We start from the raw sequence: 25,618 nt of genomic DNA, 5'->3' as shown, positions 1-25,618 counted from the left end.
GCCGAGAGCAACACCAGCAGAAGGGCGCGATGCAGCAGCGTGGTCGTCATGGTGCAGTCCTTGGCGTGGTGGATCAGCGAACGCGCATGCCCGGCGTCGCGCCCGGCCACGGTTCCAGCACGTGGATGCCGGGGTGGGCCTTTTCGTCGCCGTGGCTCGCGGCCAGCACCATGCCTTCGCTGACGCCGAACTTCATCTTGCGCGGCGCGAGGTTGGCGACCAGCACCGTGAGCTTGCCCACGAGCTGCTCGGGCTGGTAGGCCGAGGCGATGCCGCTGAACACGTTGCGCGTCTTTCCCTCGCCCGCGTCGAGCGTCAGGCGCAGCAGCTTGGTCGAGCCCTCGACCTTCTCGCAGGCCACGATCTTCGCGATGCGCAGGTCGATCTTCGCGAAGTCGTCGATGGTGATGGTGGGCGCGATGGCCTCGCCGCCCGGCAGCGCCTGGGCTTCGGCGGCGGCGGGGGCTGCGGCAGCCGGCTCGGGCGCGTCGAACAGCTTGTCGACCTGCTTGGGGTCGGCGCGCTGCATCAGGTGCTTGTAGTCGCCGATGGCGTGGCCCACGGGCAGCGGCTGCGCCGCGTCGCCCCAGACCAGCGGCGAGATCTTCAGGAAGGCCTCGACGTTCAGCGCCAGCGCCGGCAGCACCGGCTTCAGGTACAGCGTGAGCAGGCGGAAGGCCTCGATGCACACGGTGCACACGTCGTGCAGCCGCGCCTCGGCGCCTTCCTTCTTGGCCAGTTCCCAGGGCTTGTTCTGGTCGACGTACTCGTTCACCTTGTCGGCCAGCGCCATCACCTCGCGCAGCGCGCGGGCGTAGTCGCGCCCGTCGTACAGCGAATGGATCTGGCCGGCCGCGTCGCGCAGCGCGAACAGCAGCGCGTCGCCGTCGGCCGACACCTCGCCCAGCTGGCCGCCGAAGCGCTTGCCGATGAAGCCCGCCGCGCGGCTGGCGATGTTGATGTACTTGCCCACGAGGTCGCTGTTCACGCGCGCCACGAAGTCCTCGGGGTTGAAGTCGATGTCTTCGTTGCGGCCGTTGAGCTTGGCCGCGATGTAGTAGCGCAGCCACTCGGGGTCCAGCCCGATCGACAGGTACTTGAGCGGGTCGATGCCGGTGCCGCGGCTCTTGCTCATCTTCTCGCCGCTCACCGTGAGGTGGCCGTGCACGTACACCGCGTCGGGCGCTTGCGGCCGCTGAAGTGCAGCATGGCGGGCCAGAACAGGGTGTGGAAGGTGATGATGTCCTTGCCGATGAAGTGCACTTGCTCCAGGTCGGGGTCGGCCATGTACTCGGTGTACGAAATGCCGTCGCCGCCCAGTTCGATGCAGCGCTTGTCCAGCAGGTTCTTCAGCGACGCCAGGTAGCCCACGGGCGCGTCCAGCCACACGTAGAAGTACTTGCCCGGCGCATCGGGGATCTCGATGCCGAAGTAGGGCGCGTCGCGGCTGATGTCCCAGTCGCCCAGGCCGCCCTTGCCTTCGTCGTCCTTGTAGAGCCATTCGCGGATCTTGTTCTGCACCTCGCTCTGCACGTGGCCGGGGGCGGCCGTCCACTCCTTCAGGTAGGCCTCGCAGCGCGGGTCCGACAGCTTGAAGAAGAAGTGATCCGAACTGCGCAGCTCGGGCTTGGCGCCCGACAGGGCCGAGTAGGGGTTGATCAGCTCGGTGGGCGCGTACACGGCGCCGCACACCTCGCAGTTGTCGCCGTACTGGTCCTTCGAGTGGCAGTTGGGGCACTCGCCCTTGATGAAGCGGTCGGCCAGGAACATGCCCTTTTCAGGGTCGTAGAACTGCTCGACGCTCTTGGTGCTGATGAGCCCGTTGGCGCGCAGGTCGCGGTAGATGTCCTGCGCGAGCTGGTGGTTCTCGGGCGCATCGGTCGAGTGCCAGTTGTCGAAGGAGATGTAGTAGCCGTCCAGGTAGGGCTTGCGGCCCGCGGCGATCTCGGCCACGAAGGCCTGTGGCGTCACGCCGGCCTTGTCGGCCGCGATGGTGATGGCCGCGCCGTGCGCGTCGTCGGCGCACACGAAGTTGACCTCGGCGCCATTCATTCGCTGGTTCCGCACCCAGATGTCGGCCTGGATGTATTCCATCATGTGGCCGATATGGAACTTGCCGTTGGCGTACGGCAGGGCGGTGGTGACGAAGAGCTTGCGCGGGGCGGACATCGGGAAGGGCGCTTTCGGAGTGGCTGACGGGGAACCGGGCATTTTAGGTGGCCGCGTCCGCCCAGGGGTTTGATGGCAGCATCGACCCCATGCCGCACCACGTCGAACTTGCCAGCCATGTCGCGGGATTCGCCGCGTCTCCCCTCGCGCCCTGGGCCGACTTGCTCCCGTGGGAACTGCCGCCGCGCGCCCCCGAAATCGTCCGCCGGCTGCTGGCCGGGCTGCCGGCGGGCGACTACGCCATCGACGGCGAAGTGGCCATTCACCGCAGCGCCACGGTCGAGCCGGGCGCGGTGCTCAAGGGGCCGCTGATCCTGGGGCCGGGCTGTTTCGTGGCCGCCGGCGCGTACCTGCGCGGCGGCAACTGGGTCGACGCGCGCTGCAGCATCGGACCGGGCGTGGAGCTGAAATCGTCCTTCGTGTTCGCGGGCACGGCGCTCGCGCACTTCAACTTCGTCGGCGATTCGGTGCTGGGCGCGGGCGTCAACATGGAAGCGGGGAGCATCGTCTGCAACCACCGCAACGAGCGGGCGGACAAGCAGGTCTTCGTGCGCAGCGGGGAGGGCGGGGCGCTGCAGGGCACGGGTTGCGAGAAGTTCGGCGCGCTGGTGGGCGACGGCGTGCGCATCGGCGCGAATGCCGTGATCGCGCCGGGGCGCTGCTGGCGCCGGGCCGCGTCGTCGCCGCGCGGCGCTGGTGGACGAGGAACTGCCTGGCCGATAAAGTCGCGGCCACAAACCGGGAGGAAGAGGACCATGTCCGACGATCGCTTTGCCCCGCCGACCGCGGAAGTGTCGATGCCCGACGTCGCGCCGCCGGTGCCCGCCGCCATCCACAAGAAGATCCGCCTTGCCTGGAGCGCCGGCCTGGTGTCGGCGGCGGTGACGCTCATCTTTGTCCTGGTTGCGGTCTCGGGGACGAGCCTGCTCGGCTTTGGTCTTGCGCAACTGCTGGACGTTGCGGTGATCCTGGGGCTGTCCTTCGGCATCTACAAGAAGAGCCGGGTCTGCGCGGTGCTGATGTTGATCTACTTCGTCTATTCCAAGTTTCTGATGATGCGCAGCGGCGGCATCAGTGGCGGCAACGTGTTCACTTCGCTGCTCTTCCTTTATTTCTACGTGCAGGGGGTGATCGGCACCTTCGCGTACCACAAACACCTCAGGCAAGCAGTGCCTTGAGCACGGGGACGCCCGGCGCTGTCTCGCGCGCGACGTATGCTGCAGCCCCTGATACAGAAAGTGAGACGCAGCCGATGACCTCCACCCGCATTCCCGCAACCCTGATCCCCGGTGATGGCATCGGCCCCGAGATCGTCGATGCCACGCTGGCCGCGCTCGACGCGCTGAACGCGCCCTTCGAGTGGGACCGCCAGATCGCCGGCCTCGGCGGCGTGGTGGCCGCCGGCGACCCGCTGCCCCTGGCCACGCTGGACAGCATCCGCCGCACCCGCCTGGCGCTGAAGGGCCCGCTGGAAACGCCGTCGGGCGGCGGCTACCGCTCATCGAACGTGCGGCTGCGCGAAGAGTTCCAGCTGTACGCCAACCTGCGCCCCGCGCTCACCATCATTCCGGGCGGGCGCTTCGACAAGATCGACCTGGTGGTCGTGCGCGAGAACCTCGAGGGCCTGTACATCGGCCACGAGCACTACGTGCCGATCGACGGCGACCCGCATGCCGTGGCCATGGCCACCGGCATCAACACCCGCCAGGGCAGCCGCCGCCTGCTCGAATACGCCTTCGACACGGCCGTGGCCACGGGCCGCAAGAAGGTCACGCTGGTGCACAAGGCCAACATCATGAAGGCGCTCACGGGCATCTTCCTGGAGACCGGCCTGGACCTGTACGAGAAGAAGTACAAGGGCAAGTTCGAGCTCGACACGGTCATCATCGACGCCTGCGCGATGAAGCTGGTGCTCAACCCGTGGCAGTTCGACATGCTGGTCACGACCAACCTGTTCGGCGACATCCTGTCCGACCTGGTGGCGGGCCTGGTCGGCGGCCTGGGCATGGCGCCCGGCGCCAACATCGGCACCGACGCCGCGATCTTCGAGGCCGTGCACGGCTCCGCGCCCGACATCGCGGGCAAGGGCATCGCCAACCCGACCGCGCTGCTGCTGGCCGCCGCGCTGATGCTCGACCACGTCAAGCTGCCCGAACTGGGCACGCGCCTGCGCAAGGCCATCGACGAGACGCTGAACATCGACAAGGTGCGCACCGGCGACCTGGGCGGCACGGCGGGCACGGCGGCGTTCACGAAGGCGCTGGTCAGCCGCATCCACGGCGGTTGAGCGGCAGGGTGGGGCTCGCGGGCGCTGCATGAAGAGGCTTCTGCTGCTCCTGGGCGCCCTGCTGCTGTTCGCGAAGCTCGCGGCGGCCGCCGACCCGCGCTACACGGTGGTGAAGGTCGACCTTCGCACCGAGCGGCTCGCGCTGTTCCTGCGCGACGACGCGGGCGAGCCCTTCAAGCGCTTCGACCGGCTCGACGCATGGCTGAAGGCGCGCCACCGGCAGTTGAGCTTCGCGGTGAACGCCGGCATGTACCACGAGGACTTTTCGCCGGTCGGCCTGCTGGTGCGCGACGGCCATGAAGAGGCGCCGCTCAATCTCTCGTCAGGCGAGGGCAATTTCTTCCTCAAGCCAAACGGCGTGTTCCTCGTGTCGGATGCGGGGCCGCGTGTCGTCGAGTCGTCCGAATATCCGGCGCTGGCGGCGCTGGCCACAGGCGTGCGCCTGGCCACGCAATCGGGCCCGCTGCTGCTGCGCCACGGCGTGGTGCACCCGGCGTTCATTCCGCATTCCGATTCGCGCAAGATCCGCAACGGCGTGGGCGTGATCGGCCACACGGCGCTTTTCGTCATCAGCAATCAACCGGTGAACTTCTACGAGTTCGCGCTCTACTTTCGCGATGTGCTCCACTGCCGCGACGCGCTCTACCTCGACGGCACGGTCTCGGCCCTGCATTCGAACGCGCTGGGCCGCAGCGACTTCGTGCGCGAACTGGGGCCTATGCTCGGCATCGCGTCGCCCTGATCCCGCTTCTTGTGTTTCTTTCTTGAATCCTGTTGAGCCATGTCCACACCGCTGCCCGTTCTGTCCCTTCTTGAAACCCGTGTCCTCGGCGTGCTGGCCGAAAAGCAGCGCACCGTGCCCGACAGCTACCCGCTCACGCTCAATTCGCTGGTGTCGGGCTGCAACCAGAAGACCAGCCGCAACCCCGTGCTCGAACTCACCGAGTCGCAGGTGCAGGCCGCCATCGACAGCCTGAAGGGCTACAGCCTGGTCGCCGAGACCAGCGGCGGGCGCGCCTTCCGCTACGAGCACAACGTCGACCGCGTGCTGCGCATTCCGTCGCAGTCGGTCATTCTGCTGACCGTGCTGATGCTGCGCGGCCCGCAGACGGCCGGCGAGCTGCGCATCGCCTGCGACCGCATGCACAACTTCGCCGACATCTCGTCGGTCGAGGGCTTTCTCAACGAACTCGCGGAACGCCAGGCCGGCGCGCTGGTCGTCAAGCTCGCGCGGCTGCCCGGCGCGCGCGAGAGCCGCTGGGCGCACCTGCTGAGCGGCGCGCCGGCGGAAGAGGTCGCGGGGCCCGGCAGCGCGTCGTCCGATGGGGCGGCGTACACGGCCAACGACGTGTCGCTCGGGGAGGTCGCGGCGCTCAAGGCCAATGTGGCGCGGCTCGAAACCGAGGTGGCGTCGCTCAAGGCGCTGCTCGGGCGCGTGTGCTCCGAGCTGGGCATTTCTTCTTCGGAAACGAACTGATTCCGACACTTCACACGGGCTTCACGCAGCCCGCGCATCGGGTGTCTAACTTCGTCCCCATCGCCAACTCTTCATGGAGCACGGGACATGGACAACGGACACATCGCCACCTGGCGCGATCACATGCCTTTCGACGACATCACCCGCCGGATGCTCGCCTGGCTCGCGGCGCTGGCCGGCGTGGCCAGCCTGTACGCATTCTTCTGGTGGGCCGCCTCGGCCACCGGCTTCCTCTTGTTCGATGGCTGGTGGCACACGTGGCGCGGCCTGGGCACGGCGCTCGCGTTCCGCGATGCCGACTCGGCCTTCTACCTGCTGAGCTGGGTGTTGTCGGTGTTCGGCGGGCTGTTCGGCTGGGTCGCGCTGGCCGGTTTCGCCGTGGCGCACCGGCGCGGCTGGGACGCGGTGGCGTCCTGGATCAAGGCCGGCTGCTTTGTCGGCGCGATCGCGGGGCTGGCCTTCGAGCCCGGCCGGCTGCTCGCGCTGGCGCCCATCGTCTGCGCGGTGCTGCTGCTGTTGCGTTCGATGCTGCCGGCCCAGCCGGCCACTTCCGTGCGCTGACGACTGCGCACTCGTCGCGGGCATGCGGGTGCTGTTTGGACCGAGCCGATCACGCCTATGAAGAGGCGACCGGCACGTCCAGGCTCAGCTTCACCGGGTCCATCGTCACCAGCGTGCGAAATCGCTTGACGTTGTTGCTCTGGAAGAAAAGCTGGCGGCTCAGCGCCGTGTACTGCGCCATGTCGCGCACCACGAACACGAGGATGAAGTCCCACTCGCCCGTCACGTAGTAGCACTGCTGCACCTGCGGGCAGTCGCGAAAGCTCTGCTTCATGGCGTCGAGCAGCTCGATCTGCTCGCTCTCGGTTTCCACCTCGGCCACGATGGTCAGCGGGTGGCCCAGCGCGGTGGGCGACAGCACCGCGCCGTAGCGCTGGATCACGCCCTCGTCGAGCATGCGCTTCAGGCGCCGGTTGACCGCCGCCGTCGACAGGTGCACCCGCTCGCCCAACTCGCTTTGCGGCATGCGGCTGTTGGTCTGGATGAGGTCGAGCAGGCGAAGGTCGAGGGCGTCGAGAGGCGTCATGCAAAGGGTGGGGTAACGCAAAAACGTTGCGTCGAAGGGCCCGATTTTGCGCGCCCGTATCGCCGCATTGTCAATAGCATCTCGCCATGAACGCGACCGACACGCCCCTGCGCGACGAACTCACCGGCTGGCGCCGCCAGCTGCATGCCATGCCCGAGACCGGCTTCGAGGAAGCCAGGACCTCGGCCTTCGTGATCCGCGTGCTGAAGGCGCTGGGGCTCGAGGTACACACCGGCATCGGCGGCACCGGTCTCGTCGCCAACCTGAAGGTGGGTAACGGCAAGGGCGTGATCGGCCTGCGCGCCGAGATGGACGCGCTCAACATCACCGAGCTGCCCACCGACCGCGCCCATGCCTCCACCACGCCCGGCAAGATGCACGCCTGCGGCCACGACGGCCACATGTCGATCGTGCTCGGCGCGGCGCGCCTGCTGCGCGAGCGGCGCGACTTCGACGGCACCGTGCGCTTCATCTTCCAGCCCGCCGAGGAGCACGGCCGGGGCGCCAAGGCCATGATGGACGACGGCCTGTTCGAGCGCTTCCCGGTCGACGAGATCTATGGCCTGCACAACATGCCCGGCATGCGCGCCGGCACCATCGCCACGCGCGTGGGCGGCGTGATGGCCAGCGAAGACAACTTCGTGATCCACGTGAAGGGCCGCGGCACGCATGCCGCGCGGCCGCACATGGGCATCGACCCGATCGTGATCGGCGCGCAGATCGTGCTGGCGCTGCAGACCGTGGTGTCGCGCTCGCTCGACCCCGGCGCGCAAGCGGTGGTGTCGTGCACCGAGTTCATCACCGACGGCATCCGCAACGCGATTCCGTCGAACGTGGTCATCAAGGGCGACACGCGCAGCTACGACCCTGCGGTGCAGCGGATGCTGGCCACGCGCATGCGCGAGATCAGCGAGGGCGTTTGCCGCATGAACGGCGCCGACTGCGACTTCAGCTACACGCATGAGTTCGCGCCCACCGTGAACTGGGCCGAGTGCGTGCCCGTCGCGGTGGCGGCCGCTACGGCCGTGGTGGGCGCGCAGAACGTCGATGCCGACGTGACACCGCTGATGGCGTCGGAAGACTTCGGCGCGTTTTTGCAGAAGGTACCGGGCGCTTTCGTGTTCCTGGGCAACGGCGCCGACGGCGAACCCGGCGGCACGCCTTTGCACAACAGCAGCTACGACTTCAACGACGAGGTGCTCGCGACGGGCGCGCGTTATTTCGCGGAAATCGTCCGCCTGCGTCTTCCCGCATCGACCGGCACCGGAAATTGAAAGACATGCTTTTCACGAACCCCCAGGCGCGTCGGCGCGCCTACGACGAATCCTTGCGCGAGGTGATGAGCATCGCGCGCGGCCGGCAGAGCCGGCAGTGGCTGTCGAGCTGGAACCGGCTCGCGCCGCAGCCGACGCCGGCATGGTCGTTGCCCCTGCTCGCGAAGCAGCTGGGCATCGGCCAGCTCACCGTGAAAGACGAGTCGAAGCGCTCGGCGCTGGGCAGCTTCAAGGTGCTCGGCGCGCCGGTGGCGCTGCTGCGGCTGGTGCTGCGCCACTGGCCCGACCGCAAGTGGACGCCCGCCGATCTGCTCGCGGGCAAGCATGCGGCGCAGTTGCGCGACTTCGTGGTCATCAGCGCCACGGACGGCAACCACGGCCGCGCGTTGGCCGCCGCCGCGCAGAGCATCGGCTGCCGCTGCGTGATCGTGCTGCATGCGCAGGTGAGCGAGGAGCGCGAGACGCCCATCGCGGCCCTGGGCGCAGAGATCGTCCGCATCACCGGCAACTACGACGAGTCGGTCGAAGAGGCCGCGCGGCTGGCCAGGGCCAACGGCTGGGAGGTGGTTTCCGACACCTCCTACGACGGCTACGAAGAGGTGCCGCGCGACGTCATGCAGGGCTACGGCATCCTGGCCGACGAGCTGCTTGAGCACACCGCCGCCGATGCGCCGTGCCCGTTCACCCATGTCGTCCTGCAGGGCGGCGTGGGCGGGCTGGCCGCGGGCGTGGCGAGCCACTTCTGGGAGCGCTACGGCGCCGCGCGCCCGGCCTTCATCGTCGTCGAGCCCGAGCAGGCCGATTGCCTCTTGCAGAGCGCGCGCAGTGGCCGACCGGCCCGCGCCACGGGCTCGGTCGATTCGGTGATGGCGGGGCTGGCCTGCGGCGAAACCTCGCCGCTCGCGTGGCGCTTCCTGCAGCCCGCCGTCGATGCGTTCATGACCGTGAGCGACGCACAGGCCGAGCACGCGATGCGCACGCTGGCGACCGGGGAGGCGGGCGACACGCCGGTGCTCAGCGGCGAGTCCGGCGAGTCCGGCGCGGCCGGCCTGGCCGCGCTGCAGGTGCTGGCGGCCGACCCCGAGGCACGCCGGGCCGCAGGCCTGGGCCCCGAGGCGCGCGTGCTGCTGATCAGCACCGAAGGCGCGACGGCGCCCGGCGTCTACCGCGCGATCACCGGGCGTCGGGCGAAGAAGTCGTGGCGGCGCAGCAGCAATGGCTGCTGCACGCGCGGCGGTAGGCGCAAGCGCCGGTCGGTGCGTTGATGTGACTGTCATGGAGGGGCGTGCATACTCGCGCGCCCTCCACCCACGTCACTTCAACAAGGATCTCATGTCAGGACACGGTTTTCACGTGCACGGCCCGCACGACCACGAGCTGGAACACGCCGCATCCGGCGGCCACGGCAACGGCCATGGCGACGCAATGGACACCGCCTCCGGCGGCATGAGCATGACGAGCAAGATCGCGGTGTGCACCGCGGTGATCGCCACCGTCGGCGCCATCTTCGCGTACATGGGCGGGGCCACGCAGGCCAACGCCGGGCTCTACAAGAACAACGCCGCGATCAAGAAGACCGAGGCGTCGAACCAGTGGAATTACTTCCAGTCGAAGAGCACCAAGCAGGCGCTGGCCGAGTTCGCGCGCGACACCGCGACGGACGACAAGCGCCCCGGCTGGCAGACCAAGGTCAGCCGCTACGAGCAGGAAAAGACCGAGATCCAGTCGGCGGCCCGCAAGCTGGAAGACGAAGCCAGCCGCTGGGACGCCCAGTCCGAAGAGCAGATGCACCAGCACCACCGCTGGGCCCAGGCGACCACGGTGCTGCAGGTGTCGATCGCGCTCGCGGCCATCGCCCTTCTCACGAAGAAGAAATGGCTGGAGCGCGCGATGTTCGGCGTGGCGGCCGCGGGCCTCGTGGTGGGCGTGCTGGCCGCGCTGCACGTCTAGCGGGTTATTGCGGTCAGCGGGCCGCTTCCAGCTGCGTCACGGTCGGCTTGCCTTTCATGATCTCCACATGAAAGCGCACCTTGTCGCCGGCCTTGACCGCCTGGAGCATCTTCCGGTCGGCCACGTCGAAGCCCATGGTCATGCCCGGCATGCCGAGGTTGGGAATGTCGCCGTGCTTGAGCACGAGCAGGCCGCGGGCCGTGTCGACCTTCTGCACGACCGCGTCGGTCAGTGCGCCGGCGGCTTGCCGGTTGGGCGCGGGCATCTGCATGGACGACATCGCGTCCTTCGGTGCTTGGGCCTGGGCCGAGGCCGCGAACAGCACGAGCAACATGGGTGCGAGGGGATGCAAGACTTTCATTGGAGAACTCCTTCAGTGGGTTGAGTGGAAACAGCAGGCAAAGGGGAGGGCGCGGCACGGCCGCGCCGGCGCAGCAGGTACCAGGCGGCGGGAACGACGAGCATGCTCAGCAGCGGCGCGGTGACCATGCCGCCCACCATCGGCGCGGCAATGCGGGTCATCACCTCCGAGCCGGTGCCGCTGCCCCACAGGATGGGCAACAGCCCGGCCATGACGACGGCCACGGTCATCGCCTTGGGCCGCACGCGCAGCACGGCGCCTTCGCGGATCGCGGCCAGCAGCGTGGCGTCGTTCATCGGCTCGCCGGCTTCCAGGCGCCGCGCCAGCGCGTTCTTCAGGTAGACCAGCATCACCACGCCGAACTCGGCCGCCACGCCGGCCAGCGCAATGAAGCCCACGGCCGTGGCCACCGAGATCGAATGGCCCAGCGCCCAGATCAGCCAGAAGCCGCCGATGAGCGAGAACGGCACCGCCGCCATCACCAGCGCCGCATCGGCGAACGAGCGGAAGAGCAGATACAGCAGCACGAAGATGACCGCCAGCGTGACCGGCACCACCAGCTTCAGCCGCTCGGTCGCGCGCTCCAGGTACTCGAACTGGCCCGACCACGACACGGCATAGCCCGCGGGCATCTTCACGGCCTTGTCGACGGCCGCCTGCATGTCGTTGACGGCGGAGCGCAGGTCGCGTCCGCGCACGTCCACGTAGACCCAGCCCGAGAGCCGTGCGTTCTCGCTGCGCAGCATCGGCGGGCCGTCCTGGATGGCGATGCGCGCGACGTCGCCCAGCAGCAACTGCGCGCCCTTGTCGGTCACGAAGGGCAGTTGCCGCAGCCGCTCGAGCGTGTCGCGAACCTCGCGCGGGTAGCGCACGTTGATCGGGTAGCGCTCGCGGCCCTGGATGACCTCGCCGACGTTGTCGCCGCCGATGGCGGTGGACACCACGGCCTGCACGTCGGCCACCGAAAGCCCGTGGCGCGCCGCCGCCAGCCGGTCGACGTCCACGTCGATGTAGCGCCCGCCGGTGAGCCGCTCGGCCAGCGCCGACGACACGCCGGGCACCTGCTTCACCGCCGCCTCGATCTGCGTGGTCAGCGCGTCGATGGTGGCCAGGTCCGCGCCCGCCACCTTGATGCCCACGGGGCTCTTGATGCCCGTGGCCAGCATGTCGATGCGGTTGCGGATGGGCGGCACCCACACGTTGGTCAGGCCCGGCACCTTGACCGTGCGGTCCAGCTCCTCGACCAGCTTGTCGGCCGTCATGCCCGCGCGCCATTGCGACTTGGGCTTGAACTGGACGGTGGTCTCGAACATCTCCAGCGGCGCGGGGTCGGTGGCCGTGTCCGCGCGGCCCGCCTTGCCGAACACGCGCGCCACCTCGGGCACGGTCTTGATGAGGCGGTCGGTCTGCTGCAGCAGCTCGGACGCCTTCGACACCGACAGCCCCGGCAGCGCGAGGGCATGTAGAGCAGGTCGCCCTCGTCCAGCGGCGGCATGAACTCGCCGCCCAGCCGCATCAGCGGCACCGCCGTCAGCGCGAGCAGCACCGCGGCCATGGCCAGCGTGCCCTTGGGAAAGCGCAGCACCAGTTCCAGCGCGGGCCGGTACGCCGCCATGAGAAAACGGTTCACCGGGTTGGCCGCCTCGTGCGGAATGCGCCCGCGCACCAGGTAGCCCATGAGCACCGGGATCAGCGTCACCGACAGGCCCGCCGCCGCCGCCATGGCGTAGGTCTTGGTGAAGGCCAGCGGCGCGAACAGCCGCCCCTCCTGCGCCTCGAGCGAGAACACCGGCACGAACGACAGCGTGATCACCAGCAGCGAGAAGAACAGCGCCGGCCCCACCTCCACCGACGCATCGGCAACCAGCCGCCAGCGCTGCGCCGCCGTGGGCTGCCGCGCGTGCGCCGTCTCGAAAGCCTCGACGTGCTTGTGCACGTTCTCGACCATCACGATGGCGCCGTCCACCATCGCGCCGATGGCGATCGCGATGCCGCCCAGCGACATGATGTTGGCGTTGACGCCTTGCCAGTGCATGACCACGAACGCGGCCAGCACGCCGATGGGCAGCGCCACCACCGCCACCAGCGCCGAGCGCAGGTGGAACAGGAAGACCGCGCACACCAGCGCCACCACGACGAACTCCTCGACCAGCTTGCCGCGCAGGTTCTCCACGGCGCGGTCGATCAGCAGCGAGCGGTCGTAGGCGGGCACGATCTCCACGCCCGGCGGCAGGCTCGGCTTGAGCGTGTCGAGCTTCGCCTTCACGGCCTCGATGGTGGTGCGCGCGTTCTTGCCCGAGCGCATGACGATCACGCCGCCGGCCACTTCGCCTTCGCCGTCGAGCTCCGCAATGCCGCGCCGCATCTCGGGGCCGAGCTGCACGGTGGCCACGTCGCGCAGCAGCACCGGCGTGGCGCCCGACACGGCCAGCGGAATGGCGCGGAAGTCGTCGAGCGAGCGCAGGTAGCCGCGCGAACGCACCATGTACTCGGCCTCGGAAAACTCGACGACCGAGCCGCCCGAGGCCTGGTTGGCCTTCTGCAGCGCCTGCACGACGGTCGACTGCGCGATGCCGAGCGCGCGCATGCGCTCGGGGTCGAGCACCACCTGGTACTGGCGCACCATGCCGCCGATGCTCGCGACCTCGGCCACGTCGGGCACGGTCTTGAGCTCGAACTTCAGGAACCAGTCGTTCAGCGCGCGCAGCTGCGCGATGTCGCGCTGCCCGGTGCGGTCGACCAGCGCGTACTCGTAGACCCAGCCCACGCCGGTGGCGTCGGGGCCCAGCGAGGCATTGGCGCCCGCGGGCAGCCGGCTCTGCACCTGGTTGAGGTACTCGACCACGCGCGAGCGCGCCCAGTACGGGTCGGTCTTGTCGTCGAACAGCACGTACACGAACGAGTCGCCGAAGAACGAATAGCCGCGCACGGTCTTGGCACCGGGCACGCTGAGCATGGTGGTGGTCAGCGGATACGTGACCAGGTCCTCGACCACCTGCGGCGCCTTGCCGGGGAAGGGCGTGCGGATGATGACTTGCGTGTCCGACAAATCGGGCAAGGCATCGAGCGGCGTGCGCGCGACGGACCACAGGCCCGCGGCCACCAGGAACACGGTCGCGATCAGCACCAGGAAGCGGTTGCCGACCGACCAGCGGATGAGCGCCGCGATCATGGCTTGGCGTCCGGTTGCACGCGCTGCACCGAGGCCAGCTCGTAGCCCGTGGGGCCGCCCTCGCGGAAGGTGAAGCGCACGCGGTCGCCGGGCTTCACTTGCGGGTAGTCGCCCGGCGACGGCTTGGCGAAGCCCATGGTCATGGCCGGCCACTTCAGCGTGGCGACGGGGCCGTGCGAGATGGTGATGCCGTCGGGCGTGACGCTCTCGACCTTGCCTTCGCCCGTGTGCAGTTGCGCGGCCGGAGCGGAAGCGGGGGCCGGAGCCGGCGCAGCCATGTTGTCCAGCACCGCGCGCAGCCGGGCCTCGGAGTCGATCAGGAACTGACCGCTGGCCACCACCTGGTCGCCGTCGTCCAGGCCCGACAGCACTTCCGTGTCGTCGCCGAGGTCCTGGCCCACCGACACCTCGCGCGGCTCGAAGGCGCCGCTGTCCTTGCGCACGATGACCACGGTTCGCTTGCCCGTGCGGATGAGCGCTTCCGAGGGCACCAGCAGCCGTGTGCCGCTGGCGCCGCTCACCTGCAGCCGCAGCAGCATGCCGGGCGTGAGCCGCGCGTTCGCGTTGTCGACCTCGAAGCGGGCCTTCAGCGTGCGCGTGGCGGCGTCGATCTGCGGCAGGATCTCGTCGAGCGTGCCGTCGAACGACTGGCTCGCGTCGGCCTGCAGCACGGCCTTGACCTTCTGCCCGCGCGCCAGGCGCACCGCCTGCGCCTCGGGAATCTCGGCCACCGCCCAGACCTTGCGCAGCCCCGCGATGCGGAACAGCGTCATGCCGGGCGTGACCGCCACGCCTTCACGCACGCCCAGCTCGGCCACCACGCCGTCGGCCGGCGCCACGAGCACGTAGCGCGCTTGCGCGGTGCCCGTGGCCTCGCTGCGCCGCACCAGCTCGGCGGGAATCGACATGGCGCGCATGCGTTCGCGCGCCGCGGCAATCAGGTCGGGCGCCACGTTGGCGCGCTGGAGCGCGAGCAACTCGTTCTGCGGCGCCAGCCATTCGGGCGCGAACACGGTGGCCAGTGCCTGGCCCTTGCGCACGCGTTCCATCGGCGCGCGCACCGACAACTGCTCGACGTACCCGGCCACGCGCGTCTGCACCGCGACGTTGAGGCGTTCGTCGAACTGCACGGTGCCCACGGCGTCGAACGAGGCGGCGATTTCCGCGCGCCGCACGGCGACCTGGCGGATGCCCAGGTTCTGCCGCACCGTGGGGCTGATCTTCACGCCGCCGTCATCGCCGCCCGCGCCCGCGGCGCTGTCGGCGTACATGGGCACGAGCTGCATGTCCATGAACGGCGACTTGCCGGGCTTGTCGAAGCGCTGGCCGGGCACCATCGGGTCGTGCCAGTAGAGGACCTTGCGGCCGTCGCCCGCAGCGGCGGAGGCCGCCTGCGGCGAGCCGCCCATGCGGTGGCCCAGGTAGAAGGCGCCGGCCGCGAGCAGCAGGCGCCCAGCAGCGATACGGCGATCGTGCGTGTGCTTGTCTTCGTCATTGCGCCACCTCGGCGGTCAGGGGCCGGAAGGCCAGTTGGATCAGGGTCTTGGCCAGGTCGCGCTGCAGCGCCAGCAGCTTGCGCTGTGCCTCGACGTCGGCGTGGCGTGCTTCGAACACGGCGGCGAGGCTGCCTTGGCCGGAGCGGTAGGTCGCCGTGGCGGCGGCCGTGCGCTGCCATGCGGTGGTGGCCACGCCGGCGCGGTAGCGCTCGATGCGCTGCCGCAGGCGCTGCGTGTCGCCGAGCAGGGTGCGGTACTCGGCAGTGGCCGCGCGGGTGGCCTCGGCGAGGTCGGCCTCGGCCTTCTCGACCAGGGCGAGCTTGGCGGCGGTGTCGCGGTCTTGCCGCTCGCCCGGCGCCACGGCCAGCGGAATGTTCACGCCGACCGACACCATGTCGGCGTAGCCGGTGCGTTGGCCGTAGGCCACCTCCCAGGTCCAGTTGGGCTTGCGGTTCGACGCGGTCACGGCGGCGGCCTGCCGGGCCACGTCCACGTCGCGCTGCATCGCCGCGACCGTGGGGTGGGCCGCGACGTAGGCCGCTTCCGGGGGCGGCTCCATGGCCGCGAGCGGCATCAACGCGTCGGGTGGCTGGCCGACCCAGCGCTCGAAAGCAACCCGCGCGGCGTTGCGTTGCTGTCGCATGTCGTCGGCTTCGTCTTCCGACACGCCGCTGGCGCCGGCCAGCGCCAGCACGTCCTGGCTGCCGCCCGTGGCCGAGGCCAGGCGCGCGCGCGACGCGTCGAGCTCTTCGGCGGCGTGGTGCGTCATGAGCGTCGCGAGCGCGAGGCTCTCGTCGGCGTAGAAAGCGTCGGCATACGCCAGCGCGGTCCGCAGCCGCGTGTCGGCGGCGGCGACCTGTATCTGCACCGTCTCGCGGCCGACGGCGGCATCGGCGGCCGCTTGCCGCGCAGCGCGCTTGTCGGCCGACAGCCACTCCTGGCTGATGCCGATGCGCTTCATCGTCATCGAGTCGCGCGCGGTGTGGAAGCGGTCGGGCCCGGTTGCGGGCAGGTTGTCGATGCGACGCGCAGCGTGGGGTCTGGAAGCTGCGCCGCCGAATGCGCCGCCTCGGTCGCGCTCAGTACCGAGGCGCGGGCGGCTCGCGCCGTTTCGGAACGCTGGACGGCGAGCCGAAGCGCCGCCTCCAGGGACAAGGGTGCTGCCGTTGCGACGAACGGCAGCAGCGCGGCGGCCAGGACGGCCGCGCGCGGGAAAGGAATGGACATGAAAACTCCACGGACAAACGAGGCAATCGCTGGTGCGCGGACGCGCCGCACCAGCACCGGTCAGTCAGTGGAAATTTCAGACGCGCAGTCTGCGCGTGGCCAGGAAGACGGGGTCGGGGGGCGGGCGTTGCCGCTCGGGACGCGCCTGCGCCGGCAGCGTTTCGCCTGGCGTGGCGAGCGCCAGCGGCATCACCACCACCTGCACGATGGCCGGCAGCGACGGGGTCGCGACCTTCACCGGTTCGAACGACAGCGAGGCGTCGGCCGAGTACGCGTGGCAGAGCACGGGCTGGGCCGTGTCCATGCCTTCGCAGGGCTCGCCCGTGGCCGTCATCTCGGCCATGGCCTCCATGCCCGGCACGCCGGGGCAGACATAGCTCGCCAACGCCAGCTGCGAGAACAGCAGCGACAGGACCACGAGGAACGCGGTCAAGCAGCGGTGGAGGGGGCGGCGGCCTGGCATGACGGCGATTAGTGTAGCCAGCAGGTCGGAAGTTCGATCTGGTTCTTCAATGCATGAAAAAAAGCAGAAGCGCTCATTCATGCATCCCAGCCGAAGAAGCGCAGCACCTCGTCGCGCTGCTTCATGGCGTCCGAGCGCCCCAGCGCCATCAGCTCGCGCGTGTAGCCCGACTCGAACAGCAGGTAGCTCGCGAGCGCGCCGCCCTTCACGTCGGCCGCCACCTTCGAGCCGCCCAGCAGGTAGCGCACCGCGCCGGGCAGGGCGTCGACGTGGCGCGCCGCGATCACGTCGAGCCGCTCCGACGGCGAGATCACCAGCAGGTCGAGTGGACGCAGACCGCTCGTTGCCCGCGCCTCCTCGGGGATGAGACTCAGCGTATGGTTGACGCGGTGCAGCCGCTCGATGTCGACCGCCAGCGCGTCGAGAAAAATGCTCGACAGCGCGTGGCCCGCGATCTGCGCCATCGTCGGGTAGCCGCTGTGCGTGTTGGGCCCCGGCACTTCGCGCGGCTCGTGCATGCGGCCCGCGCCGATCACCACGATGCGCTGCGCCCCCAGGTGAATGGCCGCCGCGATGGGGGCCGACTGGCGCATCGAGCCGTCGCCGAAATACTCGGTGTGGCCCTGCAGCATCGGCAGCGCCGCGGCCGGGAACACGAACGGAATGGCCGACGAGGCCAGCAGGTGCTGGTGCGAGATGCGGTCGCGCACCGAGATGCGCTGCGAACGCACCCAGGGCTCCATCGGCACGGCAGCCTCGAAGAAGGTGACGTGCTCGCCCGAGCTGTAGCTCGACGCCGTCACGGCCAGCGCCTGCACGTGGCCGTCCTTCATGAGTTGCGGCAGGCGGTCCAGCGGCACCATGCGCTGCAGCAGGTCGGCCAGCGGCGAGTTGTCCAGCAGCGAGCGGGGCTTGACGCGCATCCAGTTGGCCGCGAAGCGCCCGAGGCCGAGCAGCATGCGCCAGCGCGCGCCGCTGCCGATGACCGAGAGCGAATCGGCCTTGTAGACCTGGTCGGCGTGGAACTGGCTCCAGACCTCGGCGATGTGCGCCACCACGCGGTCGAAGTTGTCGGCGCCGCAGGCCAGCGCGGCCGCGTTGATGGCGCCGGCCGAGGTGCCGGTGATGACGTCGAAGGGGTTGCCGCTGCCGGCGGCGGGGCCGGCGGCGCGCCGGATCTCGGCAATGGCTTCCAGCACGCCCACCTGGTAGGCGGCCCGGGCGCCGCCTCCGGTGAGCAGGAGGCCGGTGGCGGGGCTTGTCTCGGGCATTTTTGGTTGTTGTGTGGCGGTTCGGACGTGTTCGGGCGCGTTCAGGCTTATTGGGAGGCCGTGCGACGAGGGCTTGGAGAGCGCCTTAGACTACCGGCCATTCAGGAGTTTGATCAATGGCACTCACCCCAGAAGGGCTCATGGACGCGCTCAAGGCCGTCGCAGACCCTAACACCGGCAAGGAATTCGTGGCGAGCCGGTCGCTCAAAAACCTGCAGATCTCAGAGGGCGACGTGTCCTTCGACCTCGAGCTCGGCTACCCGGCCAGGAGCCAGCACGCGGCCATCCGCAAGGCGCTGGTGACGGCCGCCAAGGCGGTGGCGGGCGTGCAGAACGTGTCGGTCAACATCGTCACCAAGGTCATCAGCCATGCAGTGCAGCGCGGCGTGCAGCTGATGCCCAACGTCAAGAACATCATCGCCGTGGCCTCGGGCAAGGGCGGCGTGGGCAAGAGCACCACGGCCGCCAACCTGGCGCTGGCGCTGGCCGCCGAAGGCGCCACCGTGGGCCTGCTCGACGCCGACATCTACGGCCCGAGCCAGCCCATGATGATGGGCATCGAAGGCCGCCCCGACAGCGCCGACGGCAAGACCATGGAGCCCATGGAGCGCCACGGCGTGCAGGTGATGTCGATCGGTTTCCTGGTCGACCAGGACCAGGCCATGATCTGGCGCGGCCCCATGGCCACGCAGGCGCTGGAGCAGCTGCTGCGCCAGACCAACTGGAAAGACCTGGACTACCTGATCGTCGACATGCCCCCGGGCACCGGCGACATCCAGCTCACGCTGAGCCAGCGCGTGCCGATGACGGGCGCGGTGATCGTCACCACGCCGCAGGACATCGCGCTGCTCGACGCCAAGAAGGGCATCAAGATGTTCGAGAAGGTCGGCGTGCCGATCCTGGGCATCGTGGAAAACATGGCGGTGCACATCTGCTCGAACTGCGGCCACGCGGAGCACATCTTCGGCGCGGACGGCGGCAAGAACATGGCGGCCGAATACCAGATGGAATACCTGGGCGCGCTGCCGCTGGACATCAAGATCCGCCTGCAGGCCGACAGCGGGGCGCCGACCGTGGTGTCCGACCCCGAAGGCGATGTGTCCGGCATCTACAAGGCCGTGGCGCGCCGCGTGGCGGTCGGCATTGCCGAGAAGGCCAAGGACTTCTCGTCGAAGTTCCCGACCATCTCGATCAGCAAGAACACATAGGGGATGAAGCCCCGCTTCTTCGTTCGCCGCGTTGTGCGGGAGGGGCGCTGCTGGCCGGGGCGCGCTCCCGCCGGCGGTGGCCTGCGCACACGTCCTGGGCAAGAACAGAAGCGGCAGGCGACGGAGCCCGAGGCATGAACCTGCTCGCCTCGATGCGCTATCTCGTCGCGCTCAGCGAGCACAAGCATTTCGGCCGCGCCGCGCAGGCCTGCCACATCACGCAGCCGGCCCTGTCCAACGCACTGCGCGCACTGGAGAGCGAGTTCGGCGTCGTCATCGTCAAGCGGGCCCGCGTGTACGTCGGCCTCACGCACGAGGGCGAACGCGTGCTGGCCACGGCGCAGCGCATGCTGCGCGACAACGAAGTGCTGCTGCAGGAACTGCGCAGCGACGCCGGCGACCCCCACGGGCGGCTTCGCATGGCGGCGGTGCCCACGGCCATGCCGATGCTCTCGCGCTTCGCGGCCATGCTGCAACAGCGGCATCAGGGCATCATGCCGGCCGTGCTGTCCATGAGCTCGCAAGACCTGGAGACGGGCCTCGAAAGCCTGGCGATCGATCTTGCGTTGGGCTACACCGAGCGCATGCACCTGCCGGGCATCAAGCTCAAGGCGTGGCCGCAGAGCATCGAACACTACTTCCTGCTGCGTCGCGCGAAGAGGGCTTCGGCGGACCAGCTGCGCATCGGCAAGCCCATGACCTGGGCCGAAGCGGGCAAGCTGCCGCTGTGCCTGCTCACGCCCGACATGCACAACCGCGCCATCATCGACCAGGCCCTGCGCGAGGCCGGCGTGCCGGTGGTGCCGGCCATCGAGACCAACTCGGTGCTCACGCTGGCGCTGGCCGTGAGCGTGGGCACCGTCAGCAGCGTGCTGCCGGGCGCGATGGTGGCCGCCGTGCGCAGCCACCGCGAGCTGGAGGCGCTGCCGCTGGTGGCGCCCGAGGTGCGCACGGCCATCGGCTTCATGACGCAGGACGGCGTGCGAAGCTCGCGCGCGCTCGACGCCGCGCTCGCGTTCCTGCAGACGCCCGAGTGGCAGGCGCAGGTGCAGCAACACAGCGGGGCGCTCGTCGCATAGACACACCGACATACCGGGCCGGGTCGCTTCATTCAGATCTTGAATCGGGTCATGCGCTGATCGAATTTGACGGCGCATGAAGCGCTCACTCACACTCCGCGACCCGGATTCGGCAACAAATTACACATCCGGCGAACAAGGAGAAATATGGCAGGCTCATCTGCGGGCGTTCTCGAGGGAGAACGCATCGGCGGAGGCGGATTGCAGCAACAGCAACCCGGCTTCCTGGACAAAGAACGCATCATCGCGGGCCCCGGTTTCAACCGCTGGCTGGTACCCCCGGCCGCACTGGCCATTCACCTGTGCATCGGCATGGCCTACGGCTTCTCGGTGTTCTGGCTGCCGCTGTCCAAGGCGCTGGGCACGGCCGGCACCGGCGCGCAGGCCTGCGCCAAGGACATGAGCTTCTTCGCGGAGCTCTTTGCCACGAACTGCGACTGGCGCGTGGCCACGCTGGGCTGGATGTACACGCTGTTCTTCGTCTTCCTGGGCTGCTCGGCGGCCCTGTGGGGCGGCTGGCTGGAGCGGGCCGGCCCGCGCAAGGCCGGCGTGGTGTCGGCCGCGTGCTGGTGCGGCGGCATGCTGCTGTCGGCGCTGGGCATTCACCTGCACCAGTTCTGGCTGATGATCCTCGGCTCGGGCGTGATCGGCGGCATCGGGCTGGGCCTGGGCTACATCTCGCCGGTGAGCACGCTGATCAAGTGGTTCCCCGACCGCCGCGGCATGGCCACCGGCATGGCCATCATGGGCTTCGGCGGCGGCGCGATGATCGGCTCGCCGCTGGCTGTGGACCTGATGAAGCGCTTCAGCACCGCCACCGACGTGGGCGTGATGCAGACCTTCGTCGTGATGGCGCTGGGCTACTTCGTCTTCATGATGGCCGGCGCGCTGGGCTACCGCGTGCCGCCCTCGGGCTGGAAGCCCGAAGGCTGGACGCCGCCCCCGGCGCAAACCAGCAACACCATGATCACGCAGCGCCACGTGCACGTGAAAAAGGTCTGGGGCATTCCGCAGTTCTGGCTCGTGTGGCTGGTGCTGTGCATGAACGTGAGCGCCGGCATCGGCGTGATCGGCATGGCCTCGCCGATGCTGCAGGAAGTGTTCGGCGGCGCGCTGATCGACCTGCCGGCCAAGTACGGCCAGCTCGACAAGACCCAGCTCGCGGCCATCGCCGTGGTGGCGGGCGGCTTCACGGCGCTGCTGTCGCTGTTCAACATCGGCGGGCGCTTCGTGTGGGCCAGCCTGTCGGACAAGCTGGGCCGCAAGCTCACCTACACGGTGTTCTTCGTGCTCGGCGCCGTGCTGTACGCGAGCATTCCATCGTCGGCCGGCGCGGGCAGCAAGCTGCTGTTCGTGGGCGCCTGCTGCGTGATCGTGTCGATGTACGGCGGCGGCTTTGCCACGGTGCCGGCCTACCTGGCCGACCTGTTCGGCACGCAGTTCGTGGGCGCCATCCACGGCCGCCTGCTCACGGCGTGGGCCACGGCCGGCATCCTGGGTCCGGTGGTGGTGAACTACATGCGCGAGTACCAGCTGGGCATGGGCCTGCCGCGCGAGCAGGTCTACAACCAGACCATGTACATCCTGGTGGGCATGCTGGTGATCGGCTTCATCGCCAACCTGCTGGTGCGCCCGGTGGCCGACAAGCACTTCATGACCGACGCCGAACTGGCCGTCGAGAAGAAGCTGGCGCACGAAAAAGCCTCGGCGGCCGAAGTGGGCAGCGGCTCGGGCCGCGCCGACGCGGTGAGCCCGCTGGTGGTGGCGCTGGCCTGGGTGGCCGTGGGCATTCCGCTGGCGTGGGGCGTCTACAAGACGCTGGTGAGCGCGGCGAAGTTCTTCGCCTGAAGTTGGCCTGACCGGTCAACGGCCCGAAGGCTGCGCCGCGAAGATTTCGATCGCGGCCAGCCGGGCCACCGAGCGGCCCGGCTTCACGTCGCCGGCCATCACCAGCCGGGCCATGCCGTTGCGACCCAGCGGCGCGCCGTTCAGGCTGTAGGCAACCAGCGCCACGCGGTTGCCCGATTCGGGTGCGATCTCCGCCAGCGAGACCACCGCGCGGTAGCCGTCGCTGCCGACCAGCACCGCATACATCGACAGCACCGGGTTGCGCACCGCGGTGTCGGGCTTCAGGCCCACCGACGCATCGTTCAGCAGCGCCCACAGGCTCACGCCGGTGTAGGTGTTGCCGCCGACCGTCTGCGTGACGGCGGGCAGGGCCTGCAGCGCGGCGAGGTCGAAGGAGGCGCGCTTGCCGACGGCGCCCGAGACGGTGAAGGACGACGGCGAGATGCCTTCGCTGGCCCCGGCCGGGGCGTGCGCGGCATGAGGCGCCATCGCCGACGTCGAGGCCGAGACCGGGGGTGGGTTGCCGGCGCAGCCGCCCAGCACGGCGACTGCCGCGACGGCGACAGCAGCGCGGCCAAGCCAATGCACGGGCAGGAACAGGGTGCGGTCTTTCACGTGGACTCCTCGTTTTCCCAGGGTGGGGCGTCGTATTCATTCTTGCATGACGATGGTGGCCCCCCGTGGGCGGACAATGGCGGCCCGCATTGGTTTACGCTTCGCGCCAACATGAAATCCAAAGTCCAGTTCCGCCTGCGCATCTACCGGGACGACACCATCGCCATCGGCCCCGGCAAGATCGCCGTGCTCGAAGCCGTGGCCGAGACCGGCTCGATCTCCGCGGCGGCCCGGCTGCTGGGCATGTCGTACCGCCGTGCCTGGATGCTGATCGACGAGATGAACCAGGCGCTGGCTTCGCCGGCCGTGAACACCGCCGCCGGCGGCTCGCGCGGCGGCGGCACCGCGCTCACGCCGGTGGGCGAGGAAATCGTCAAGCACTACCGCGCCATCGAAAACGCCGCGCGCCTGGCCACGGCGGCCGACATCCGCGCGCTGACCCGCCTGCTCGCGCCATGACGCCCGCCACACCCGACACCGTCGTCTGCCGTCCGGTCGGCGTCGTGCGCAGCCGCTTCACCGAAGCCACCGGCATGCCGATCCAGACCGCCGGCGCGCCCGACGAGCCGGGCCGCCTCGAGGTGTTCGCCGAGTTCGCGCCGGGCCTGCGCGACATCGAGGGCTTCGACTACCTGATCCTCGTGACCCACCTGCACCAGTGCGCGCACGAGCGGCTGGAGGTGGTGCCCTTTCTCGACAACACGTCGCACGGCGTGTTCGCCACCCGGGCGCCCGCGCGGCCCAACCGGCTGGGCCTGTCGATCGTGCGGCTGCTGTCGGTGGACGGCACCACGCTGCATTTCAGCGGCAACGACATGATGGACGGCACGCCCGTGCTCGACATCAAGCCCTACGTGCCGAAGTTCGACGTGCGCGAGACCGGGCGCGTCGCTGGTTCGGCGACCGGCTCGATCAGCTGCCGGGCATCCGCTCCGACGGCAGGATGGGCTGACCGGGCGGCAGGGCGTCGCTGCCCTGCCAGCACGACCACACGCTCTGCGACAGCAGCTCGCGCGCGGCCGGCGGCGTCTCCTTGATGCTGCCCACGCTGATGAACCCCGCCAGGTATTCGCCCGGCAGCACGCCCACCTGCCGCGCCAGCGTCTCGTCGAAGCAGCGCTCGCCGCTCAGCACGATGGCGCCGTAGCCCAGCTGGTGCGCGGCGCTCAGCATGTTGCCCAGCGCGGCGCCGGCGCTCAGCCACTGCTCGCGCGCCGGGATCTTGCTGCGCTCGCGCGGCGACACCACGAAGCCCAGCAGCAGCGGCGGGCGCGTGGCGTGTTCGCGTGCCTTCTTCAGGTCGGCCGGGGTGGCGAGCGGGTCGCGCCGCAGTTTCTCCTGCTCGAAGCACCGGGCCAGCGCTTCGCGGTTCTGCGGGCGGAACTCGATCACGCGCCACGGGTGCAGTCCGCCGTGGTCGGGCGCGCGCAGGCCCGCCTGCAAGATGCCGTCGAGTTCGTCGGGGTTGGGGGCGGGCGGCTGCAGCCGGCACGGCGACACCGAGCGGCGCGTCAGCAAAACCTCGAGGATGCGTTCCGCGCCGGTCATGTGCCGCAGCATGCGGGTCGTGCGGGGCACGCCGGTCGCGCCAGTCACTGGCCCCTGCGCTCGGCGTACACCGCCGTGCGGCGCAAGACTTCGCCGATGTCGTTGGCGTCGGTCTCGGCCACCAGGAACGACTGGCTTTCGCCGTCGGGCGCGGTGATGGACAGCACGAACCCGGCGGCGTCCATGGCGCGCTCGATGCGCCACTCCTGCACCTGCGTCACATGACGCAGTTCCGGCCTGCCGGAGATCGAGCGGACAACGGTGTCGAGGGCGGAGGGGCGCATGGTGGGGGTGTCCAACGCTGTATACCGCAGTATATGAAGACTCATCGGTTTGCGCATCCCCGTGAGAACCTTAGGCCCCACCGTGTAACAATCCCGCCGTATTTTCATGAACACGACGAATTCGCTCATCGCTTCGACCGACTGGTTTCCGCTGGTGCTGTCGCTCAAGGTGGCCGCGGTGGCCACCGTGCTCGCGCTGGTCGTGGGCGTGGCGCTGGGCTGGGTGTTCGCGCGCAAGCGCTTCTTCGGCCGCAGCGTGCTCGAGGCCGTGTTCATGCTGCCGCTGGTGCTGCCGCCCACGGTCATCGGCTACGCCATCCTGGTGGCGGCGGGGCGCCGCAGCCCGCTGGGCGCGTGGCTGCGCGAGCACCTCGACTACACCATCATCTTCAGCTGGCACGGCGCCGTGGTGGCCTCGGCCGTGGTGGCGCTGCCGCTGGTGCTCAAGTCGGCCAGCGCCGCGTTCGCCAACGTCGACCGCTCGCTCGAAGCCGCGGCCAGCACGCTGCGCCAGTCGCCGTTCTCGGTGTTCCTGCGCGTCACGCTGCCGCTGGCGTGGCCCGGCATCCTGGCGGGCACGCTGCTCGCGTTCGCGCGCGCCATGGGCGAGTTCGGCGCCTCGCTGATGGTGGCAGGCTCCATTCCCAAGCAGACCCAGACGCTGTCGATGGCCATCTACGACGCGGTGCAGGCGGGGCATGACGACCTCGCGCTGCTGCTGGTGATCGTGACCTCGGTGCTGTCGATCACGGTGCTGGTCGTGTCGAACCGCTTTTTCTCGCTTCGCTGATTTCGTGCTTCA

The 25,618-nt window shown here is 69.3% G+C and carries 23 protein-coding genes and 3 pseudogenes; 14 read left to right on the top strand and 12 right to left on the bottom strand.

The annotated features are described in order from the left end of the window. Window positions 1–73 precede the first annotated feature (73 nt). A pseudogene (metG, locus tag BMG07_RS01575) lies at window positions 74–2,169 on the bottom strand (methionine--tRNA ligase). Window positions 2,170–2,258: 89 nt separating this feature from the next. Here metG and BMG07_RS41265 point away from each other — a divergent pair. The 5 genes from BMG07_RS41265 to BMG07_RS01545 all read left to right on the top strand — a co-directional run bounded on the left by BMG07_RS41265 (window position 2,259) and on the right by BMG07_RS01545 (window position 6,494). Continuing rightward, a complete protein-coding gene (locus BMG07_RS41265) occupies window positions 2,259–3,347 on the top strand; it encodes a hypothetical protein (protein WP_269758535.1) in 1,089 nt (362 codons plus the stop codon). 74 nt (window positions 3,348–3,421) lie between these two features. After that, window positions 3,422–4,456 (top strand): isocitrate/isopropylmalate dehydrogenase family protein, encoded by a 1,035-nt coding sequence (locus BMG07_RS01560; RefSeq protein ID WP_198082881.1) that lies wholly within the window; start codon window positions 3,422–3,424, stop codon window positions 4,454–4,456. Between the two features lie 28 nt (window positions 4,457–4,484). Next, window positions 4,485–5,198: a phosphodiester glycosidase family protein gene (locus tag BMG07_RS01555; RefSeq protein WP_198082880.1), complete on the top strand. Its 714-nt coding sequence runs from the start codon at window positions 4,485–4,487 to the stop codon at window positions 5,196–5,198. 39 nt (window positions 5,199–5,237) lie between these two features. Then, the gene (locus tag BMG07_RS01550) at window positions 5,238–5,933 is read left to right on the top strand and encodes a YceH family protein (RefSeq protein WP_198082879.1); all 696 of its coding nucleotides are present in this window, start codon (window positions 5,238–5,240) and stop codon (window positions 5,931–5,933) included. Window positions 5,934–6,020: 87 nt separating this feature from the next. Continuing rightward, a complete protein-coding gene (locus tag BMG07_RS01545; protein WP_198082878.1) occupies window positions 6,021–6,494 on the top strand; it encodes a hypothetical protein in 474 nt (157 codons plus the stop codon). Between the two features lie 55 nt (window positions 6,495–6,549). On the opposite strand, the gene BMG07_RS01540 is transcribed toward BMG07_RS01545, so the two are convergent. Beyond that, window positions 6,550–7,020, bottom strand: a complete 471-nt coding sequence (locus tag BMG07_RS01540) for an Lrp/AsnC family transcriptional regulator (protein ID WP_198082877.1) — start codon at window positions 7,018–7,020, stop codon at window positions 6,550–6,552. An 86-nt stretch (window positions 7,021–7,106) separates the two neighbouring features. On the opposite strand from BMG07_RS01540, the gene BMG07_RS01535 reads away from it, so the two are divergent. From BMG07_RS01535 to BMG07_RS01525, 3 genes are all read left to right on the top strand, one after another. Continuing rightward, window positions 7,107–8,294 (top strand): M20 aminoacylase family protein, encoded by a 1,188-nt coding sequence (locus BMG07_RS01535; RefSeq protein WP_198082876.1) that lies wholly within the window; start codon window positions 7,107–7,109, stop codon window positions 8,292–8,294. A 5-nt stretch (window positions 8,295–8,299) separates the two neighbouring features. Next, window positions 8,300–9,559, top strand: coding sequence for a diaminopropionate ammonia-lyase (locus BMG07_RS01530; RefSeq protein WP_198082875.1), 1,260 nt, complete (start codon window positions 8,300–8,302; stop codon window positions 9,557–9,559). A gap of 67 nt (window positions 9,560–9,626) precedes the next feature. Further along, window positions 9,627–10,244 (top strand): DUF4337 domain-containing protein, encoded by a 618-nt coding sequence (locus BMG07_RS01525; protein WP_198082874.1) that lies wholly within the window; start codon window positions 9,627–9,629, stop codon window positions 10,242–10,244. 13 nt (window positions 10,245–10,257) lie between these two features. Here the strand turns inward: BMG07_RS01525 and BMG07_RS01520 are convergent, their stop codons facing one another. The 7 genes and pseudogenes from BMG07_RS01520 to BMG07_RS01495 all read right to left on the bottom strand — a co-directional run bounded on the left by BMG07_RS01520 (window position 10,258) and on the right by BMG07_RS01495 (window position 18,234). After that, entirely contained in the window at window positions 10,258–10,605 is a 348-nt protein-coding gene (locus tag BMG07_RS01520; protein ID WP_198082873.1) for a copper-binding protein, read from the bottom strand. A gap of 113 nt (window positions 10,606–10,718) precedes the next feature. After that, a pseudogene (locus tag BMG07_RS01515) lies at window positions 10,719–13,777 on the bottom strand (efflux RND transporter permease subunit); the annotation flags it as partial. Further along, a complete protein-coding gene (locus BMG07_RS01510) occupies window positions 13,774–15,186 on the bottom strand; it encodes an efflux RND transporter periplasmic adaptor subunit (RefSeq protein ID WP_198082872.1) in 1,413 nt (470 codons plus the stop codon). The pseudogene BMG07_RS01515 and the gene BMG07_RS01510, both read right to left, overlap by 4 nt. Before the next feature lie 82 nt (window positions 15,187–15,268). Beyond that, window positions 15,269–16,240 carry a TolC family protein gene (locus tag BMG07_RS01505; RefSeq protein WP_269758534.1) on the bottom strand — a complete coding sequence of 324 codons (972 nt, stop codon included), beginning with the start codon at window positions 16,238–16,240 and terminating at the stop codon, window positions 15,269–15,271. Beyond that, window positions 16,237–16,500: a hypothetical protein gene (locus tag BMG07_RS41260; RefSeq protein WP_269758533.1), complete on the bottom strand. Its 264-nt coding sequence runs from the start codon at window positions 16,498–16,500 to the stop codon at window positions 16,237–16,239. The genes BMG07_RS01505 and BMG07_RS41260 overlap by 4 nt, the downstream gene beginning before the upstream one ends. Before the next feature lie 76 nt (window positions 16,501–16,576). Next, window positions 16,577–16,933: a hypothetical protein gene (locus BMG07_RS01500; protein ID WP_269758532.1), complete on the bottom strand. Its 357-nt coding sequence runs from the start codon at window positions 16,931–16,933 to the stop codon at window positions 16,577–16,579. Between the two features lie 107 nt (window positions 16,934–17,040). After that, a complete protein-coding gene (locus tag BMG07_RS01495; protein ID WP_198082870.1) occupies window positions 17,041–18,234 on the bottom strand; it encodes a patatin-like phospholipase family protein in 1,194 nt (397 codons plus the stop codon). A gap of 116 nt (window positions 18,235–18,350) precedes the next feature. On the opposite strand from BMG07_RS01495, the gene apbC reads away from it, so the two are divergent. The 3 genes from apbC (at window position 18,351) to BMG07_RS01480 (ending at window position 22,369) form a co-directional block, all read left to right on the top strand. Further along, window positions 18,351–19,442, top strand: coding sequence for an iron-sulfur cluster carrier protein ApbC (gene apbC / locus BMG07_RS01490; protein ID WP_198082869.1), 1,092 nt, complete (start codon window positions 18,351–18,353; stop codon window positions 19,440–19,442). 134 nt (window positions 19,443–19,576) lie between these two features. Then, window positions 19,577–20,521: a LysR substrate-binding domain-containing protein gene (locus BMG07_RS01485; protein ID WP_198082868.1), complete on the top strand. Its 945-nt coding sequence runs from the start codon at window positions 19,577–19,579 to the stop codon at window positions 20,519–20,521. Window positions 20,522–20,668: 147 nt separating this feature from the next. Next, complete coding sequence (locus BMG07_RS01480; protein WP_198082867.1) at window positions 20,669–22,369, top strand: OFA family MFS transporter; 1,701 nt, start codon at window positions 20,669–20,671, stop codon at window positions 22,367–22,369. 15 nt (window positions 22,370–22,384) lie between these two features. Here the strand turns inward: BMG07_RS01480 and BMG07_RS01475 are convergent, their stop codons facing one another. Continuing rightward, complete coding sequence (locus tag BMG07_RS01475) at window positions 22,385–22,984, bottom strand: hypothetical protein (protein WP_198082866.1); 600 nt, start codon at window positions 22,982–22,984, stop codon at window positions 22,385–22,387. A gap of 111 nt (window positions 22,985–23,095) precedes the next feature. On the opposite strand from BMG07_RS01475, the gene BMG07_RS01470 reads away from it, so the two are divergent. After that, a complete protein-coding gene (locus BMG07_RS01470) occupies window positions 23,096–23,443 on the top strand; it encodes a winged helix-turn-helix domain-containing protein (RefSeq protein WP_198082865.1) in 348 nt (115 codons plus the stop codon). Beyond that, window positions 23,440–23,936: pseudogene (gene tsaA, locus BMG07_RS01465) on the top strand (tRNA (N6-threonylcarbamoyladenosine(37)-N6)-methyltransferase TrmO). The gene BMG07_RS01470 and the pseudogene tsaA overlap by 4 nt, the downstream one beginning before the upstream one ends. Here tsaA and BMG07_RS01460 read toward each other — a convergent pair. Next, window positions 23,897–24,562, bottom strand: coding sequence for a nitroreductase (locus BMG07_RS01460; protein WP_307866830.1), 666 nt, complete (start codon window positions 24,560–24,562; stop codon window positions 23,897–23,899). The pseudogene tsaA and the gene BMG07_RS01460 sit on opposite strands and share 40 nt — an antisense overlap. Before the next feature lie 14 nt (window positions 24,563–24,576). Continuing rightward, window positions 24,577–24,816, bottom strand: a complete 240-nt coding sequence (locus BMG07_RS01455; protein WP_198082864.1) for a hypothetical protein — start codon at window positions 24,814–24,816, stop codon at window positions 24,577–24,579. A gap of 106 nt (window positions 24,817–24,922) precedes the next feature. Here BMG07_RS01455 and modB point away from each other — a divergent pair, with 106 nt between their 5' ends. Further along, window positions 24,923–25,606 carry a molybdate ABC transporter permease subunit gene (gene modB / locus BMG07_RS01450; RefSeq protein ID WP_198082863.1) on the top strand — a complete coding sequence of 228 codons (684 nt, stop codon included), beginning with the start codon at window positions 24,923–24,925 and terminating at the stop codon, window positions 25,604–25,606. Window positions 25,607–25,618: the final 12 nt, after the last annotated feature.

It is taken from the genome of Variovorax sp. E3 (assembly GCF_016082275.1).
Classification (GTDB): Bacteria; Pseudomonadota; Gammaproteobacteria; order Burkholderiales; family Burkholderiaceae_C; genus Variovorax.
The sequence above is the reverse complement of the archived record's forward strand: the minus strand, read 5'-3'. Positions and strand labels throughout refer to the sequence as shown.

Coding starts and splice junctions, on each gene's coding strand:
- BMG07_RS41265 (WP_269758535.1), top strand. CDS start 2,259: ATGCCGCACCACGTCGAACTTGCCAGCCATGTCGCGGGATTCGCCGCG.
- BMG07_RS01560 (WP_198082881.1), top strand. CDS start 3,422: ATGACCTCCACCCGCATTCCCGCAACCCTGATCCCCGGTGATGGCATC.
- BMG07_RS01555 (WP_198082880.1), top strand. CDS start 4,485: ATGAAGAGGCTTCTGCTGCTCCTGGGCGCCCTGCTGCTGTTCGCGAAG.
- BMG07_RS01550 (WP_198082879.1), top strand. CDS start 5,238: ATGTCCACACCGCTGCCCGTTCTGTCCCTTCTTGAAACCCGTGTCCTC.
- BMG07_RS01545 (WP_198082878.1), top strand. CDS start 6,021: ATGGACAACGGACACATCGCCACCTGGCGCGATCACATGCCTTTCGAC.
- BMG07_RS01540 (WP_198082877.1), bottom strand. CDS start 7,020: ATGACGCCTCTCGACGCCCTCGACCTTCGCCTGCTCGACCTCATCCAG.
- BMG07_RS01535 (WP_198082876.1), top strand. CDS start 7,107: ATGAACGCGACCGACACGCCCCTGCGCGACGAACTCACCGGCTGGCGC.
- BMG07_RS01530 (WP_198082875.1), top strand. CDS start 8,300: ATGCTTTTCACGAACCCCCAGGCGCGTCGGCGCGCCTACGACGAATCC.
- BMG07_RS01525 (WP_198082874.1), top strand. CDS start 9,627: ATGTCAGGACACGGTTTTCACGTGCACGGCCCGCACGACCACGAGCTG.
- BMG07_RS01520 (WP_198082873.1), bottom strand. CDS start 10,605: ATGAAAGTCTTGCATCCCCTCGCACCCATGTTGCTCGTGCTGTTCGCG.
- BMG07_RS01510 (WP_198082872.1), bottom strand. CDS start 15,186: ATGGGCGGCTCGCCGCAGGCGGCCTCCGCCGCTGCGGGCGACGGCCGC.
- BMG07_RS01505 (WP_269758534.1), bottom strand. CDS start 16,240: ATGACGATGAAGCGCATCGGCATCAGCCAGGAGTGGCTGTCGGCCGAC.
- BMG07_RS41260 (WP_269758533.1), bottom strand. CDS start 16,500: ATGTCCATTCCTTTCCCGCGCGCGGCCGTCCTGGCCGCCGCGCTGCTG.
- BMG07_RS01495 (WP_198082870.1), bottom strand. CDS start 18,234: ATGCCCGAGACAAGCCCCGCCACCGGCCTCCTGCTCACCGGAGGCGGC.
- apbC (WP_198082869.1), top strand. CDS start 18,351: ATGGCACTCACCCCAGAAGGGCTCATGGACGCGCTCAAGGCCGTCGCA.
- BMG07_RS01485 (WP_198082868.1), top strand. CDS start 19,577: ATGAACCTGCTCGCCTCGATGCGCTATCTCGTCGCGCTCAGCGAGCAC.
- BMG07_RS01480 (WP_198082867.1), top strand. CDS start 20,669: ATGGCAGGCTCATCTGCGGGCGTTCTCGAGGGAGAACGCATCGGCGGA.
- BMG07_RS01470 (WP_198082865.1), top strand. CDS start 23,096: ATGAAATCCAAAGTCCAGTTCCGCCTGCGCATCTACCGGGACGACACC.
- BMG07_RS01455 (WP_198082864.1), bottom strand. CDS start 24,816: ATGCGCCCCTCCGCCCTCGACACCGTTGTCCGCTCGATCTCCGGCAGG.
- modB (WP_198082863.1), top strand. CDS start 24,923: ATGAACACGACGAATTCGCTCATCGCTTCGACCGACTGGTTTCCGCTG.